The organism is Halorubrum sp. BV1 (genome assembly GCF_000746205.1).
GTDB lineage: Archaea > Halobacteriota > Halobacteria > Halobacteriales > Haloferacaceae > Halorubrum.
In genome coordinates this window covers 40,538-56,263 of sequence record NZ_JQKV01000006.1, presented here as the reverse complement: position 1 = coordinate 56,263, position 15,726 = coordinate 40,538, and the positions used below count along the sequence as shown (strand labels likewise).

Here is a 15,726-nt window from a genome sequence, read left to right as displayed (position 1 = left end):
TATGTTCGAAACAATATTAGATGAGGAAGAGCGCGGTCAAGTGGGGATCGGAACCCTCATCGTGTTCATCGCGATGGTGCTCGTGGCGGCGATCGCCGCGGGTGTTCTGATCAACACGGCCGGGTTCCTCCAGTCGCAGGCGGAGGCAACTGGTCAAGAAAGTACCGACCTCGTGTCCGATCGGATCGAAGTCGTGAGTGCGACGGGAATCGTTGGCAGTGCCGCTGATGGTAATCTCAGCCAGATCAACATCGTTGTTACGACCGCACCAGGCGCGGACGATATTGACCTGAACGAAACAGTGATTCAGGCCGTCGGTCCAGAAGGAGAAAACACACTGACGCTGAATTCAGGCGGCAGTGCCGGTGCCGACGAGTTTGGAATCGAGGGAGTCAGTGATTCAAGCAACGCAGTACTCAACAGTGAGAATGATGAGTTCACTCTCATCCTCGATCCAACGACAGATCCGTTCGGATCTGGTAGCTCTACGTTCGGTGAAGGCGACGAGGCAACTCTTGACATCGTGTCACCCGCATCCGCGGTAACTACGGTCGAACTCAACTCGCCTGACCTCTACAATACCGACAACGAAGCGGTCCGGCTCTAACGAGCCTCGCACAGCCCCCTAACCACTTCCTCGGCGGGTCGGCCGCCCGGAACACCTATTTTATCGCGCGATAACGGTTACGTCATGAGTGACCACGACGCACCGCCAGCCGACCCCGACGAACTCGACTTCACCGACGACGAGAGCGTCGTCGAGATCGGGGAGAGCCGGTACGTCGTCGGGACGAACGGCCGGCCCAACGTCGGGCGATCGCAGCCCGCCCGCGCCGCCGAAGACGACTCCGCGTTCAGGCCGGCCGACCCCGAGAATCCGGACGCACGGCGTCCGCCGGGGGGCGGGCAGACGGAGAGCGCGGCCGGCGGCGCTGCGGGCGGGCAACAACAGGGTCCCGGTGGACGGAGGGGACACGCAGAGCAAGGTGGGCAGGCGGGCGGCCATGGGGGACAAGCGGCCGGCGGCCGCGGCGGGCAGGCCGCCGGCGGTCAGCCCACGAGCACGCAGGCACCCGGCGGTCAGCCCGCCGGTGCACAAGCGCCCGAAAGACACGCGGGCGGGAACGCACAACGCGGCGGCGCTCCCACGGTCAACCGACAGGCGGTGAGTCGGTGGCTCGCGAGTTCCTTCGACGACGACGGGTTCACGTACGGGATCGACGCGACCCTCCACGTCGACGGGGAGACGACGCGCCAGCGCATGGTCTCGAACGACGTGACCGCGACGTTCGACGCGCTCGTGAGCTGGTTCGCGTCGAATGCCGGTCCGAACTCGCCGACGCCGGAGGCGCTCGGGCTGCTTCTCGTCGCCGCAGACACGACGGTCGACGTGCCCCCGGTGGCGATAAAGCGGTTCGCGACGAGTCAGGGACTCACGGCGAGTGACTCCATCGGCGACCTCGTGCGTGCGGCAGAGGAGAACGGCGGCTTCAGAATCGAGTGAGCGGTTGATGCCGCCGAATAAGCACGCTCGCTACAACAGGAACAGTAACGCGGCACCGATCAGCGCGAACACGGCGTAGATACCGGCCATGGCCTCGCGTTTCAGCGGACTTCCGAGCGGTTCTGCCGTGAGTCGGCGGACCGGCGGGAGTATCGCGATCCCGCCGAATATCAGGGGGAACGCGCCGATCCGCGGTATCTGTGTGATCGCGACCACGATCGTCCCGTAGCCGAGCACGTAACACCCCCGTCGCCAGAGCTGTTCGCGGTCGGAGAGCGCCTCGGTGGGGGAGAATCCGTCGTCGGAGCCACCGCCGCCCCCACTGCCACCGGTTCCGGCGTCGGCCGCCACCTGTTGTGCCTGTCGCTGCACGTACTCGTCGAGTTCCTCTGCGGCCGCTTCGGTCTGCGGCGCGCCGCACTCGGCGCAGTAGCGGGCCTCGTCATCGATCGACGCCTCACACCGGGGACACGACTTCATCTTCATCTGATTCCGAGTGTGATCGGTCTTAACTCTTCGGACCGCGACGTTCGGTCGATCCCCGTACCGTCACCGAGTTCGAGAGAATCGGGTCCGAACGTTGGATCGTGGGTTTCATATCTGATACCCAGATGGTGTGTACATCGCCGATCGGTTGGCGGCCGATCGAGGAGTGTGCGCGACGACGACGTTCGCCGGTAGTTCTCACCGATGAGAACCGCGGGCGAGCGGTTAAGTGACGGCTCCTCCGTTTTCCGAATAACTATGGCAACGCGCGTGCTCATCGCGGACGATTCGGAGTTCATGCGGAATCTCCTGCGAGAGATCCTCGAAGGGGAGTTCGAGGTCGTCGGCGAGGCGGAAAACGGTGTGGAGGCGGTCAACATGTACGAGGAGCACGGACCGGACCTCGTGATGATGGACATCGTGATGCCCATCCGGGACGGGATCGAGGCGACGACGGAGATCATGGAGGAGAACCCCGAGGCGACCGTGATCATGTGTACGAGCGTCGGTCAGGAGGAGAAGATGAAGGCCGCAATTAAGGCGGGCGCAGAGGGGTACATCACGAAGCCGTTCCAGAAGCCGAACGTGCTCGACGCCATCGGATCGGCAGTATAATGCGCGTCGACGTCCGGGCGCTCGGTGCCTGTAACCGTCTCTCGGAGCAGGGAGCGAAACAGGCCGCCGACGCGCTCTCCGAACTGACCGGAACCGACCTCGCGGTCGAGGTCACCGGCGCGAGCGTCGCCAGCGGCGAGGACCTCGCCGAGGCGTTCGCGGGCCGCGAGTCCATCGGCGTGAGCGTCGGGCTCCGGGGCGGATTAGAGGGCGAGGCGGTGCTCGCGTTCGACGCCGCCAACGTCGACGCCCTCCTGTCGCTTCTGCCCGGCGGCCAGTCGATGGGCCACAGCGCCGTGAGCGAGGTCGGCAACATCGCGCTCGGCGGCTTCCTCGACGGATGGGCCAACTACCTCGGCACGGCGATCGATATGACGCCGCCGCGGTACTTCGAAGCGGACGGTGCCGCGGTCCTTCCCGACGGGGCGCTCGCCGGTGACGGCGTGTTCCTCTTCGAGAGCCGGCTCGATGCGACGACCACGGACTTGGATTTTTCCATCTACATGCTTCCCGACTCCGGGCAGTTTCGCGATCTCATCGTCGGGAAGGCCGCGCCGGCCGCAGCGCCGGGAGCCGAGGCGGCCGGGGGAAGCGACGACGTCAGCGGCCCCGAGGTTCCGTACGAATCGCTGTCGACGTTCGCGTCGCTGGCGAAGCGGGGCTCCGCGAACGCCGCGGACAACATCGCGATGATGACCGGGCTGGAGACGACAGTCGACGTGAGCCGGCTCCGGTTCGTCCCCCTCGCCGACGTGCCGGCCGAAGTCGGCGTCGAGCCGCACGCCGGGACGGTGTTCGAGCTACAGGGCAAACCGAGCGGCTACCTCGCGATCCTCTTCGAGGAGTCGTCCGCGGCGACCATCGCCGAGGCGATGCTCCCGATGGAGCCGGACGAGCCGCTCGGAGACATGGCCGAGAACGCCCTCTGTGAACTCGGCAACGTGATGACGAGCGGCTTCATCGACGGATGGGCGAACGTGCTCGGCACGTCCATCGCGCACTCGCCGCCCGAGTTCGTCCACGACATCGGCTCCTCGACGATCAGCCCGCTTGTCGCGAAGCTGAGTCAGCGACAGGACTACGGGTTCGTGATAGACGCCGCGATCCGGACGGAGGGCGTCGAGGCGCGGTGTGACGTGTACGCGCTCCCTGACGAGCGCGAACTGGCCGACGCGCTCGCACAGCTCTCGGAGCCGTGAGCCACTCGTCGCCGTCTCGCGGCCGGCAGGCCTCTGAGGGCGACGAGACCGGCGTCGACCCCGGGCGGATCAAAGTCGGTGTCGGCGAGTTGGCGGTGGCGACGAACGGCGAAACGCTCACGACGAGCGGGCTCGGATCGTGCGTCGCCGTCGGGCTCGTCGACCGGGACGCCGGGGTGCACGGGCTGTTACACGCGATGTTGCCGAGCGAAGACGACGCCCGCTCTGCGACCGCCCGGCCGGCGAAGTACGTCGACGCGGGTATCGCGACGCTGATCGAGCAGCTCCGTCGGTCGGGAGCGTCCGCCGCCCGGCTCGAAGCGCGCATCGCCGGGGGCGCAGAGATGTTAGACCTCACCGACGCAGTGGGGCCGCGGAACGTCGAACGAGCCGAGGAGTCGCTCGCGGCGGCCGACGTGCCGATCGTCGCGAGCGACGTTGGCGACGGTGTCGGGCGGACGGTACAGCTCCGGGCCGACGGCGGACTCGTGGTCCGGGCGGCCGACGGATTCGAACGGACGCTTTGAGCCGGTCTCGAACGAACGCTCCGAGCCGTCCACGCGCCGTCTTCTCACTGTTGATATTTTGAGAGGTGCATTAAAGTGTGTTCTGCGGGTTGATGCTGGTAATGGGCCTCGAACTACCGGTGTGGGGAGCTCCGACGGCTGCATGGATAGTCGCCACGCTGGGGCTCGTCGGTGCGAGCGTCCTCGATCGGTTCCTCGACGACGATGACGGATCCGACGACGATTCGGGAGGCATGGGCGGCGACGACGACCCCTTCGGCGGTGGAGGGATGGGTGGCGGTGGCGGGATGGGTGGCGGTGGCGGTGGCGGCGACATGGGCGGCGGTGACGGCTTCGACGATTTCGACGGCATGGACGAGTGGGACGACGGCTTCGACGACGGGGGCGGTGGGGGCGGCGGGTCCAACACCGACGAGCTGGAAAAACGGCTCGATGACCTCGAAAACGAGGTCGCCTCGCTGTCGTCGACGGTCTCGACGGTCAGGTCGGAGAACGAGGAGATATCCGCTGCGGTCGACGACATCGAAGAAGACGTTCGGAACCTGCTGGACATCTACGAGATGGTCACCCGCGGCATCAACCCGTTCGTCGACGATTCGAGCGGGTTCGACAGCGTCAGCGGCGGCGGCGAGGGATCCTTCGGCCTCTTCGATGAAGATGAGGAGGACGGCGAGGACGACGACCTCGACGAGGACGTCGCGAGCGCGGACGCGGACGGGTTCTTCGACGATGACCTCCTCGACGACGAGTTCGATGAAGAGGGAGACGAGGACGAAGACGAGGACGACGCGTTCGGGGAAATAGAGGCGGACGAACAGACGGACGACGGCGATACCGCCACCGCGTCCGAGACTGCGACGGCGGACGACGGAGACGACATGAACGACGATGGAAAGAGCTTCAGCGAGCTGAAAGAGGAGTACGACGCCGGGGAGGCCGACTGGGCTGACGAGGGAGACGACGGCCCCGGCGACGAAACGGACCCGTTCGACGAGCCGGGCGAGAGCGCGGACGACGAGGTCGATCCGTTCGACGAGCCGGAAGACGACGCGCTCGACGACGCCAGCGACGGTTTCGACGAGCCGGAAGACGACTTCGAGGTCGGAGACGGATTCGACGAAGAGGCGTCCGACGCGGACCCCTTCGCCGACGAGGCCGTCGAGCCGGAGCCAGACCCGGATCCAGAGCCGGAACCCGAGCCCGCGCCCGAGCCGAGCAGTCACGCAGAGCCCGAGCCCGACCGTTCGCGCGGCCCCCGCCCCGGCGGGGATCCGGCAGAGGCGAGCGGGGACGGCTTCGAGTACGTCGGCACGGACGACCTCTCCGGCGGGCGCGGAAAGCCGTACCTCACGGAGCTGCCCGGCGATTACGTCGGCGATCTCCTCGTGATGGAGTGGCTGGAGTTCCTGGTCTCCGAGAGCGACGTCACCGACGCGGTTCGCGCCATAAACTACTACGAGCGGATCGAGTGGGTCGGACCGGAGGCGGCCGCGCGGCTCCGCGACTTCCTCTCCGGGTTCGGGACGATCGACCGAAACGTCGTCGACCGCCCCGGCACGGACCGACTGGTCCGCGAACACCACACGCGGAGTCTCCGGTACGTGACCCAACTTAACGGGACGAGCGGCCACCTGATGCTTTTGGACCGGTGGGACGACCTCGCCGGGGGGTCGCTCGTGGGAGGACGCGCACCGTCGATAAACGGACAGGGCGGACGGCGACGGCCCCGGGACCGGCCCGACGGTCGCGAGAGCGACCGGCGCGGCGGCCGCCGACGCGATGAGGCCAGCCGACGCGAGAAAAACGGCCGGCGTGCAAACGGACACGATCCGGATGCCGACGCGCGGGCCGACCGATCTGACCGTCGAGACGGCGAGCACCGCGAGGACCGCGCCGACCGACCGACCGGGAGCGACCGGAACGGAGGGTCACCGAGACCGATGAACGACCCGAACCCGCATTCCGACCGGGCCGATCCGGCCGACGGAGGGTGGGGAGATGGGCGTTAGCGTCTCCGCCTCGACGGCCATCATCGTCGCGGGGCTGTTCTTCGCGTTCACGACGTTTTACCCCGTGGCCGCGAACGGCCTCGACCGCGTCACCGACGCCCAACACGGGATGCACGAGCGCGCCTTACAACAGCAGAACACCGAGTTCGCGGTGACGAACGCGACGTTCGATACCGGCACCAACACGCTCACCGTGACCGCCACCAACGACGGCGCGGTCGGCCTCGTCGCCGGCGACGCGACGCTCGTCGTCGGGAACGAGTACGTCGACGTTGGCGGATCGGCTGCGGACACGACCGTCGACGGCGACGCGGATACCGAACTCTGGCTCGGCGGTGAGGAACTGGTCATCGACGTCTCCGGGAGCGACCTCTCGACCAGTATCGTCGGCGGGGAAACGCGCGTCGTGCTCGTGGTCGAATCCGGCGTCCGCGACGCCGCCACCGTGACGGAGGTGAGCTAGATGGCGAGCGTTCCCGTTTCACACCTGATCCTGTTCATCGCGAGCCTCGTGATCGCCGCGGGCGTCGTGGGGACGATCACGACCGGCGTCGACCGCGTGAGCGCCGCCGTCGACGACGCCGGGTTAGACGCGACCGAGACGCTCCGCACGGACGTCACGATCATCTCCGACCCGAGCGGAGGTGTGTACGACGCGAGCAACGACACCGTCACGCTCCTGATAAAGAACACCGGCACCTACCGGCTCGCGCCCGACGGCTCCGGGCTCGACGTGCTCTTTGACGGATCGTACGTCAGACCGGACGCGACGACGGGGGAACTCGTCTCCGCCGGCAACGGCGCGGCGTGGAGCCGCGGCGACGTGCTCCGACTCACGATCGACGTCGGGGCCCTCAGTTCCGGCACCGACCACCGCGTGTACCTGACGGTCAACGGCGACGAGGAACTGTTCCAGTTCCGGGTGGGTGCGTAAATGCCCCGCACTGACAACCTCCTCTCGATCGGGCTCGGCGAGCGCGACCGGCTCAACAAGGAGCTCGGCGGAGGGATCCCCCGCGGGAGTATCGTCCTCATGGAGGGCGACTACGGAGCCGGGAAAAGCGCCATCTCCCAGCGGTTTGCCTACGGGCTCGTCGAAGAGGGCGCGTCGGTCACGCTGATGTCGACCGAACTCACCGTCCGGGGATTCATCGACCAGATGCACTCGCTGGAGTACGACATGGTGAAGCCGCTCTTGAACGAGGAGCTGCTCTTTTTACACGCCGACTTCGACTCCGGCGGCGCGTTCTCCGACGGCGACGGCGAACGCAAGGAGCTACTCAAGCGGCTGATGAACGCGGAGGCGATGTGGAACTCTGACGTCGTCTTCTTGGACACGTTCGACGCCATCTTCCGGAACGATCCCACCTTCGAGGCGCTGGTCCGGAAGAACGAGGAGCGGCAGGCGGCCCTCGAGATCATCTCCTTTTTCAGGGAGATAATCTCACAGGGGAAAGTGGTCGTGTTGACCGTGGACCCTTCCGCCGTCGACGACGAGGCCATCGGTCCGTTCCGCTCCATCGCGGACGTCTTCTTGGAACTGGAGATGATCGAGGTCGGCAACGACATCCGGCGACAGATAAACGTAAAGCGGTTCGCCGGGATGGGCGAACAAGTCGGGGATACGATCGGGTTCTCGGTTCGATCCGGGACCGGAATCGTCATCGAGAGTCGCAGCGTCGCGTAGCCACCACCCTACCCGAAAGATATCATGACCGAACACGGCACCGCGAAACCGTCCGAAGAACTCCGGAAAGCAGCCATGCGACGGCCGCATCTCCGGGAGCACCTCCGAGAGTTCAAACAGATAACCGGCGAGTTCCCGCAGTTCATCGAGGAGCCGAAATCGGAGTACGAGTCGAACAGACCGAACGTCATCTACCCGGTCGGCGGCCCCATCTACAGCCACATCTACGGCGACCTCGGACAGGACACCAAATACTACGCCATCGAGCCGGAGGTGTCCGGGCCGCAGGCTGAGATCCTCAACGAGGTGAAAAATCGGCTGCTCTCCGTGAGCGGCCAACACAGCGCGCCCGACTCCGAAGCCGAGTACGACGACCTCATAGAGGAGCTGTTAGAACAGGTGACCCACGTCGACGACCACACGACCGGCTGGCGGCGGGGGCTCTCGAAGGTGCGGAACATGGGGAAACTCTCCGTCACCGAGGAAACCTACGAGAACATCCGCTACCGACTCAACCGCGACATCGTCGGTCTCGGACCCTTAGAGCCGGTGATGCGCGACCCGGCGAACGAGGACATTCACGTCATCGGCCCCAAGGAGTGTCACGTCGATCACGGTACGTTCGGCATGCTTGAGACGACGGTCGACTTCGGGACGCCGAAGGAGTTCGACAACTGGCTCCGCAACATGGGCGAACGGATCGGCGACCCCTTGTCCGACTCCGACCCCATCGTCGACTCCACGCTGCCGGACGGCTCGCGTATCAACATCATCTACTCCGACGACGTCTCCTTGAAGGGGTCCTCGCTCACGATCCGACAGGGCGAGGAGGTGCCGCTGTCGATCAACCAGATTACCAACTGGGGGACGCTGTCGCCCGAACTCGCGGCGTACCTCTGGCTGTGCTTGGAGAACGAACAGACGGTGTTCGTCGTCGGAGAGACGGCATCAGGGAAGACGACGACACTGAACGCCATACTCTCGTACATCCCGGACGACTCCAAGATCTACACGGCAGAGGACACGGCTGAGGTCATCCCGCCACACAGCACATGGCAGCAGCTGCTGACACGCGAGGGAGGCGGCGAGGGCAGCTCGGACGTGGACATGTTCGATCTCGTCGCCGCCGCGCTGCGGTCGCGCCCCGACTACATCATCGTGGGCGAGGTCCGCGGTGCCGAGGGGCGCATGGCGTTCCAGGCTGCCCAGACGGGTCACCCGGTCATGCTGACGTTCCACGCGTCAGACATCGTCTCGATGATCCAGCGGTTCACCTCCGAGCCGATCAACGTCCCGGAGACGTTCATGGACAACGCCGACGTGGCGCTGTTCCAGAACCGGGTGAAACAGGGCGACCAGGTGTTGCGTCGGGTGACGAGCGTTCAGGAGATCGAGGGGTACTCGAAGGAGATGGAGGGTGTCGTCACCCGCGAGGTGTTCAGCTGGGACCCCGTGGAAGACGAGATCGTCTTCCAAGGGATGAACAACTCCTACGTGTTAGAAGAGCAGATCGCGACGCTGCTCGGCTACGCGGACACCCGCGACATCTACGACGACCTCGAGTTCCGCGCGGAGCTGATAAACCGGATGATACAGGAGGGTATCTTGGGATACCACGAGGTCAACGACGCGATCAACTCCTTCCAGCGCGACGGCGTCGAGGGACTTCCCTTCGATATGCACCGGAACGTCAGGTGACTTCGAGATGAACGGGGGCGGCGAGTACCACGGCGGAACGCGGGGTCACCACAGCCGATGGCGGTAAAACAGGTCGGCAACGGGCTCGCGACTGCGGCCGATCTGACCTCAGAGGTCCTCGAGTCGTACGAGAAGCTCGACATCTCGAAGGGACAGTACGTCGGCTTCGTGCTGCTCCCGGCGGTGCTCGTGTTCCTCGCGACCGTCGTCGGTATGGTCGTCCTGCCGCTGCCGCTCGCAGCCCGCGTTCCGATCCCGATGTTCGGCGCACTCATACTAGTCGCGGCGATCATCTACCCGAAGATCTACCTCAGCAGCTTAGAGACGAAGATCGACAACCAACTGCACCTCGTGATGACGCACATGACGGTGTTGTCGACGACGAACATCGACCGGATGGAGGTGTTCCGGACGCTGGCGCGCGAAGAGGAGTACGGGGTCGCAGCAGAGGAGATCGGACGCGTCGTCCACCTCGTCGACACGTGGAACCAGAGCCTCGACGACGCGTGTCGCCGGCGCGCAGAGGAGGTTCCCTCGGACGCGATGGCCGACTTCTTCGACCGGCTCGGGTACACGATGGGTGCGGGACAGTCGTTAGAGGAGTTCCTCGTCTCCGAACAGGACGTCATGCTCGCGAAGTACGAGACGCTGTATGAGTCGTCACTCGCGAACCTGGAGGTGATGAAAGACCTGTACATGTCGATGATCCTGTCGATGACGTTCGCGTTGGTCTTCGCCATCGTGCTCCCGATATTGACCGGCAACGATCCGACCGCGACGGTGGCCGCGGTCATCGTGCTCTTCGTCTTCGTCCAGCTCGGCTTCTACGCGATGATCCGGACGACCTCGCCGTACGATCCGATCTGGTTCCATCCCGACGAGCGCGCCCCGGGCGACCTGAAGCTGTGGGCGTCACTCGGGATCGGCGGGGGGCTCTCCTTTATGATCATCGGGATCACGGCCGCCGGGATGTTCGGCTACGGTCCGGGGCTTCCCGGGCTTCTCTTTTTCATCGACGACGTGCGGCTGCCCCTGTACCTCGCCGTGCCCATTTCGCCGCTCATCATCACCGGCGTCGTGCTGCGGAACGCGGAGCAGGCGATCACCGCCCGCGATGGGGAGTTCCCCTCGTTCGTCCGCGCGCTCGGCGCGACAGAAAGCGCGAAGCAGTCCACGACGACGGACGTGCTGACCACGCTGCGCGAGAAGAACTTCGGCGACCTCTCGCCGGCCATCGAGCGGCTCTACAGGCGGCTCAACATGCGTATCAGTACCGAGGGCGCGTGGCGAGAATTCACGTTCGACACGCGGTCGTATCTCATCCAGAAGTTCTCGGAGATGTACCTCGTCGGCCGACAGATGGGCGGGGACCCGAAGATGCTCGGCGAGCTGATCTCGAAGAACATGAACACCGTGAATCAGCTTCGCGAGCAGCGCCGGCAGGCGGCACTGACGTTCATCGGGCTGTTGTACGGGATCACGGCCGCCGCGACGTTCGCCTTCTTCATCGGGCTGGAGATCGTCGCGATCTTAGCGGAGCTGACCGCAGACTTCGGGCTCGAACAGATGGACATCGGACAGATCGTCTACCCCGGAGCGTACGACATCCCGCTCATCGAGTACCTGCTCCTCACCGTCGTGCTGTTTAACGCCGCGCTCTCCTCGCAGATGATCCGGCGGATAGACGGCGGCAACCCCGCGAACGGGTACATCCACTTCGTGCTCCTAACGTGGCTCGGCGCGGTGACCGCGATCGCGACCCGAACGCTCGTCAACGCAATCTTGTCCATCTGATCGCCGTCCTCGCGATCCGATCGTCGTCCTCGCGATCCGATCGTCGTCCTCGCGATCCGATCGTCGTCGACGGATTCCCCTCCGGCAAGCTTTAACGCCGCGAACGGTAACTCACGGGCATGGACTGGCAGACCGACTGGGGACTCCGTGGGCGGATGGCGTTCACGATGTTCCTGCTTTTCGCCCTCTACGTCGTATTTGTGGGTGTTCTGAGCCTGTACTTTCAGAACTTCCTCTTCCCGCTGGTTATGCTCGGCGGGTTCTCGATCGCCCAGTACTTCTTCAGCGACAAACTCGCCCTGCGGAGCATGGGCGCGCGGGAGGTGAGCGCCGACGAGTACCCCGACCTCCACCGTCGGATCGAGCGCCTGAGCCAGCAGGCGGACCTTCCGAAGCCGACGGTCGCGGTCGCCGATACGCAGGTGCCGAACGCGTTCGCGACCGGCCGCAACAAAAAGAACGCGACGGTCGCCGTGACCACGGGCCTGTTGCGATCGCTTGACGAGGACGAGCTCGACGGGGTGCTCGCCCACGAGCTCGCGCACGTGAAGAACCGGGACGTGATGGTGATGACCATCGCCTCGTTCCTCTCGACTATCGCCTTCTTCATCGTGCGGTGGGGGTGGCTGTTCAGCGGCGACAACCGGCAGGGCGCGCCCGTGATCGTCGCGATCCTCGTGTCGATCCTCGTCTGGATCGTCTCGTTCCTTTTGATCCGCGCGCTCTCGCGGTACCGCGAGTACTCCGCGGACCGAGGCGCGGCGCTGATCACGGGTAAGCCCGGGGCGCTCGCCTCGGCGCTGATGACGATCGACGGCCGGATGGACCGGGTCCCCAAAGAGGACCTCCGCGAGGAAGCCGAGATGAACGCGTTCTTCATCATCCCGATCAAGGCCGGGTTCGTCGGCAAGATCGCCTCGACGCACCCCTCGACCGAGAACCGAGTCGAGCGGCTCCGCGAGCTGGAACGCGAGATGGAGACGGCGTAGTCGTCAGCGGTCGTCCTCTCACCGCCCGCTTCCGACGGTTTAAATCGCAATGGAACCCACGCTTCTGTAATGCAACCGAGTTCGCTCTCCGGGCTCCCCGCGGGCGTCGGCGAGGCGCTCGAAGCGGAGGGCGTCGCCGAGCTGTACCCGCCGCAACGGGCGAGCGTCGAGGCCGGCGTCGTCGACGGGGAGAGCCTCGTCGCCGCGGTGCCCACGGCCTCCGGAAAGACGCTCATCGCCGAACTGGCCATGCTCTCCGCGGTCGAACGCGGCGGTAAGGCGCTGTACATCGTCCCGCTGCGCGCGCTGGCCAGCGAGAAGAAAGCGGAGTTCGAGCGCTGGGATGACCACGGGATCACGGTCGGCGTCTCCACCGGGAACTACGAGTCCGACGGCGAGTGGCTCGCGACCCGCGACATCATCGTCGCTACCTCGGAAAAGGTCGACTCGCTCATCCGCAACGGCGCGCCGTGGATCGACGACCTCACCTGCGTCGTGAGCGACGAGGTCCACCTCGTCGACGACTCCCACCGCGGTCCGACGCTCGAAGTGACGCTCGCGAAGCTTCGCAAGGTGAACCCCGACCTGCAGACGGTCGCGCTCTCGGCCACGGTCGGCAACGCCGACGTGATCGCCGAGTGGCTCGACGCCGAACTCGTCGAGTCCGACTGGCGGCCGATCGACCTCCGGATCGGCGTCCACTACGGCAACGCCATCGACTTCGACGACGGGAGCAAACGCGAGGTGCCCGTCGACCGCGGCGAAGACCAGACGGCGCGGCTCGTCGCCGACGCCTTGGACACCGAAGAAGACGGACAGGGCGGCTCGTCGCTCGTCTTCGTCAACTCTCGGCGCAACGCCGAGTCGTCGGCTCGGCGGCTCGCCGACGTGACCGCGTCGCGGCTCACCGACGGCGAGCGCGGCCGGCTCCGCGACCTCGCCGAGGAGATACGCGGCGTCTCCGACACAGACACCGCGTCGGATCTCGCGGACGCCGTCGAGCAAGGATCGGCGTTCCATCACGCCGGCCTCGCGAGCGAGCACCGGAGCCTCGTTGAGGACGCGTTCCGCGACCGGCTGATCAAGTGCATCTCCGCGACGCCGACGCTGGCCGCCGGCGTCAACACGCCTGCCCGTCGAGTGATCGTCCGCGACTGGCGGCGCTACGACGGAGAGTTCGGCGGGATGAAGCCCCTCGACGTGCTTGAAATTCACCAGATGTGCGGGCGCGCGGGGCGGCCCGGGCTCGACCCGTACGGCGAGGCGGTGCTGCTCGCGAGCGACGCCGACACCAAAGACGAGCTGTTCGAGCGGTACGTCTGGGCCGACCCCGAACCGGTCCGCTCGAAGCTCGCGGCCGAGCCCGCACTCCGGACGCACGTGCTCGCCACCGTCGCCTCCGGCTTCGCCTCCACGCGCGACGGCCTCCTCGCGTTCCTCGATAACACCCTGTATGCGACACAGACGGACGACGACGGCCGACTCGCCGCAGTCACAGACACCGTCCTCGACTACCTGGCGGTCAACGACTTCCTCGACCGCGGCCGCGGGGACGGAACGGAGAGTCTCACCGCGACCGGTATCGGCCACACCGTCTCGCGGCTCTACCTCGACCCGATGAGCGCCGCGGAGATGATAGACGGACTCCGAGCGGCCGGAGAGGCGAACGGGGACGGCGACACGGGCGAGTTCGTCCGAGACGCGGGCGACGACCGCGGATTCGGCACCTACGGGCGAGCAGATGAGGGCGAGCCGAGCGAGGATGCGCCGAGCGAGGATGCGCCCGTCGACGGGAGGACTGACGAACCCGGCGACGACGAGACCGATGACGTCGCGGGACCGCCGCCGAACGTGACGCCGCTCGGGCTCTACCACCTCGTCAGCCGCACGCCGGACATGTACGAACTCTACCTGAAATCGGGGGACAGAGAGGAGTACACGGAGATGTGCTACGAACGGGAGAGCGAGTTCCTCGGCGACGTTCCCTCCGAGTACGAGGACGTGCGGTTCGAAGACTGGCTCGCGTCGCTGAAGACGGCTCGGCTGCTCGAAGACTGGGCCACGGAGGTCGACGAGGACCGGATCGCAGAGCGGTACGGCGTGGGACCGGGGGACATTCGCGGAAAGGTCGAGACCGCAGAGTGGCTTCTCCGGGCCGCAGAGACCCTCGCCGGTGATATTGCGGACGTCGACGGCGACGTCGTCGTCGCGGTCCGCGAGGCCAGAAAGCGGATCGAGTACGGCGTTCGCGAGGAGCTGCTCGATCTCGCCGGCGTTCGAAACGTCGGACGGAAGCGCGCTCGGCGGCTGTACGAGGCGGGCGTCGAGAGCCGCGCCGACCTCCGCGAGGCCGACAAGGCCGTCGTCCTCGGCGCGCTTCGGGGGCGCGAGCGGACCGCAGAGCGGATCCTCGAACACGCCGGCCGCGAGGATCCGTCGATGGACGACGTCCGCCCCGACAGCTCGGCGTCCGCGGCGGCGACGGCCGGCTCCGCGAGCGACGACGACGGTGAGGGACAGGCGAGCTTGGGTGATTTCCGATGACGAGCGACCGCGTCGGTGCGGCAGGGGACCGGACCGCGCCCGTCCGGGATGACGGCGAAACGGCCGCTGTCGATCCACCCGTTCCTCCGCATCGGATCCGGTACGGCTCCGCGCGCATCCGCGATCTCGACGCGTTTCTCGGCGAGCTCGCCGCGATCTCGAGTGAGACGGGAGCGGTCGTGCAGGCGTTCGACGCCGACCTCATCGTCTCCGAGGCGCACCTGCGGGAGGCGACCCGTCTCGCAGCCCGCGCGATCGCTCGCGGCGAGGCGGTCGCCCGCGACCCGGGCGTGGAGATACTCCTGTACGCGGCCGGTCGGCGTCAGATCGATCGGGCGCTCCGGCTCGGCGTCGCGGAAGGCGAAAGCCGCGTCGTCGTCCTGTTCGCGGATTTCGGTGCGGTGTCGGGCGCGGATCGGCCGTCGGCCGACGTCGGCGCGGCCGTCACGGCGGTGGAAGAACGCACGTCGTTCGTCCCGGCCGACGACCGCGGATCGGCGCGCAGGTTCGACGGAGACCGCGTGCGTGAGGCGTTCGATATCGGCGATCGCGAACTCGACGCGGTCGACGGTGACATCGCCGACGTCGTCCGGGAGCGCGTCGCGCTGCTCGACGTAGAGAAGTGAATCGGTGTTGAGACCCCTTATTTTCGAGTGGAAACCGCACTACGTGAC

15 protein-coding genes are annotated in these 15,726 nt (G+C 66.2%); 14 read left to right on the top strand and 1 reads right to left on the bottom strand.

Annotated elements, in window-relative coordinates:
• The first annotated feature begins 1 nt into the window (after position 1).
• Complete coding sequence (locus tag EP28_RS09825) at positions 2-607, top strand: archaellin/type IV pilin N-terminal domain-containing protein (protein WP_049983854.1); 606 nt, start codon at positions 2-4, stop codon at positions 605-607.
• An 84-nt stretch (positions 608-691) separates the two neighbouring features.
• Positions 692-1,504, top strand: a complete 813-nt coding sequence (locus EP28_RS09820) for a DUF7500 family protein (protein ID WP_049983853.1) — start codon at positions 692-694, stop codon at positions 1,502-1,504.
• 30 nt (positions 1,505-1,534) lie between these two features.
• Here EP28_RS09820 and EP28_RS09815 read toward each other — a convergent pair whose 3' ends face one another.
• Positions 1,535-1,984 (bottom strand): zinc ribbon domain-containing protein, encoded by a 450-nt coding sequence (locus EP28_RS09815; RefSeq protein WP_049983944.1) that lies wholly within the window; start codon positions 1,982-1,984, stop codon positions 1,535-1,537.
• Between the two features lie 264 nt (positions 1,985-2,248).
• Here EP28_RS09815 and cheY point away from each other — a divergent pair, with 264 nt between their 5' ends.
• The 12 genes from cheY to cgi121 all read left to right on the top strand — a co-directional run bounded on the left by cheY (position 2,249) and on the right by cgi121 (position 15,678).
• Positions 2,249-2,605 (top strand): chemotaxis protein CheY, encoded by a 357-nt coding sequence (gene cheY / locus EP28_RS09810; RefSeq protein ID WP_049983852.1) that lies wholly within the window; start codon positions 2,249-2,251, stop codon positions 2,603-2,605.
• Positions 2,605-3,804: a chemotaxis protein CheC gene (locus EP28_RS09805; protein ID WP_049983851.1), complete on the top strand. Its 1,200-nt coding sequence runs from the start codon at positions 2,605-2,607 to the stop codon at positions 3,802-3,804. Before cheY ends, EP28_RS09805 begins: the two co-directional genes overlap by 1 nt.
• Positions 3,801-4,331 carry a chemotaxis protein CheD gene (locus EP28_RS09800; protein ID WP_049983850.1) on the top strand — a complete coding sequence of 177 codons (531 nt, stop codon included), beginning with the start codon at positions 3,801-3,803 and terminating at the stop codon, positions 4,329-4,331. The genes EP28_RS09805 and EP28_RS09800 overlap by 4 nt, the downstream gene beginning before the upstream one ends.
• A gap of 101 nt (positions 4,332-4,432) precedes the next feature.
• Positions 4,433-6,340, top strand: a complete 1,908-nt coding sequence (locus EP28_RS09795) for a FlaD/FlaE family flagellar protein (protein ID WP_049983849.1) — start codon at positions 4,433-4,435, stop codon at positions 6,338-6,340.
• Positions 6,330-6,803, top strand: a complete 474-nt coding sequence (locus EP28_RS09790) for an archaellum stator protein ArlF (protein WP_049983848.1) — start codon at positions 6,330-6,332, stop codon at positions 6,801-6,803. The genes EP28_RS09795 and EP28_RS09790 overlap by 11 nt, the downstream gene beginning before the upstream one ends.
• The gene (locus EP28_RS09785; protein ID WP_049983847.1) at positions 6,804-7,274 is read left to right on the top strand and encodes an archaellum stator protein ArlG; all 471 of its coding nucleotides are present in this window, start codon (positions 6,804-6,806) and stop codon (positions 7,272-7,274) included.
• Positions 7,275-8,027, top strand: a complete 753-nt coding sequence (locus EP28_RS09780; protein ID WP_049983846.1) for an archaellum protein ArlH — start codon at positions 7,275-7,277, stop codon at positions 8,025-8,027.
• A 24-nt stretch (positions 8,028-8,051) separates the two neighbouring features.
• Positions 8,052-9,725 carry a type II/IV secretion system ATPase subunit gene (locus EP28_RS09775; RefSeq protein ID WP_049983845.1) on the top strand — a complete coding sequence of 558 codons (1,674 nt, stop codon included), beginning with the start codon at positions 8,052-8,054 and terminating at the stop codon, positions 9,723-9,725.
• A gap of 57 nt (positions 9,726-9,782) precedes the next feature.
• Positions 9,783-11,519: an archaellar assembly protein FlaJ gene (flaJ, locus tag EP28_RS09770; protein ID WP_049983844.1), complete on the top strand. Its 1,737-nt coding sequence runs from the start codon at positions 9,783-9,785 to the stop codon at positions 11,517-11,519.
• Positions 11,520-11,638: 119 nt separating this feature from the next.
• Positions 11,639-12,508: a zinc metalloprotease HtpX gene (gene htpX, locus EP28_RS09765; protein ID WP_049983843.1), complete on the top strand. Its 870-nt coding sequence runs from the start codon at positions 11,639-11,641 to the stop codon at positions 12,506-12,508.
• 69 nt (positions 12,509-12,577) lie between these two features.
• The gene (locus EP28_RS09760) at positions 12,578-15,052 is read left to right on the top strand and encodes an ATP-dependent DNA helicase (RefSeq protein ID WP_049983842.1); all 2,475 of its coding nucleotides are present in this window, start codon (positions 12,578-12,580) and stop codon (positions 15,050-15,052) included.
• Positions 15,049-15,678, top strand: a complete 630-nt coding sequence (cgi121, locus tag EP28_RS09755) for a KEOPS complex subunit Cgi121 (RefSeq protein WP_049983841.1) — start codon at positions 15,049-15,051, stop codon at positions 15,676-15,678. The genes EP28_RS09760 and cgi121 overlap by 4 nt, the downstream gene beginning before the upstream one ends.
• Positions 15,679-15,726: the final 48 nt, after the last annotated feature.

Bases quoted from the DNA above. Each gene is read 5' to 3' on its own strand.
- EP28_RS09820 (WP_049983853.1), top strand. From the start codon at position 692: ATGAGTGACCACGACGCACCGCCAGCCGACCCCGACGAACTCGACTTC.
- EP28_RS09790 (WP_049983848.1), top strand. From the start codon at position 6,330: ATGGGCGTTAGCGTCTCCGCCTCGACGGCCATCATCGTCGCGGGGCTG.
- EP28_RS09780 (WP_049983846.1), top strand. From the start codon at position 7,275: ATGCCCCGCACTGACAACCTCCTCTCGATCGGGCTCGGCGAGCGCGAC.
- EP28_RS09815 (WP_049983944.1), bottom strand. From the start codon at position 1,984: ATGAAGTCGTGTCCCCGGTGTGAGGCGTCGATCGATGACGAGGCCCGC.
- flaJ (WP_049983844.1), top strand. From the start codon at position 9,783: ATGGCGGTAAAACAGGTCGGCAACGGGCTCGCGACTGCGGCCGATCTG.
- htpX (WP_049983843.1), top strand. From the start codon at position 11,639: ATGGACTGGCAGACCGACTGGGGACTCCGTGGGCGGATGGCGTTCACG.
- EP28_RS09825 (WP_049983854.1), top strand. From the start codon at position 2: ATGTTCGAAACAATATTAGATGAGGAAGAGCGCGGTCAAGTGGGGATC.
- EP28_RS09775 (WP_049983845.1), top strand. From the start codon at position 8,052: ATGACCGAACACGGCACCGCGAAACCGTCCGAAGAACTCCGGAAAGCA.
- EP28_RS09760 (WP_049983842.1), top strand. From the start codon at position 12,578: ATGCAACCGAGTTCGCTCTCCGGGCTCCCCGCGGGCGTCGGCGAGGCG.
- EP28_RS09805 (WP_049983851.1), top strand. From the start codon at position 2,605: ATGCGCGTCGACGTCCGGGCGCTCGGTGCCTGTAACCGTCTCTCGGAG.
- cgi121 (WP_049983841.1), top strand. From the start codon at position 15,049: ATGACGAGCGACCGCGTCGGTGCGGCAGGGGACCGGACCGCGCCCGTC.
- EP28_RS09785 (WP_049983847.1), top strand. From the start codon at position 6,804: ATGGCGAGCGTTCCCGTTTCACACCTGATCCTGTTCATCGCGAGCCTC.
- EP28_RS09795 (WP_049983849.1), top strand. From the start codon at position 4,433: ATGGGCCTCGAACTACCGGTGTGGGGAGCTCCGACGGCTGCATGGATA.
- cheY (WP_049983852.1), top strand. From the start codon at position 2,249: ATGGCAACGCGCGTGCTCATCGCGGACGATTCGGAGTTCATGCGGAAT.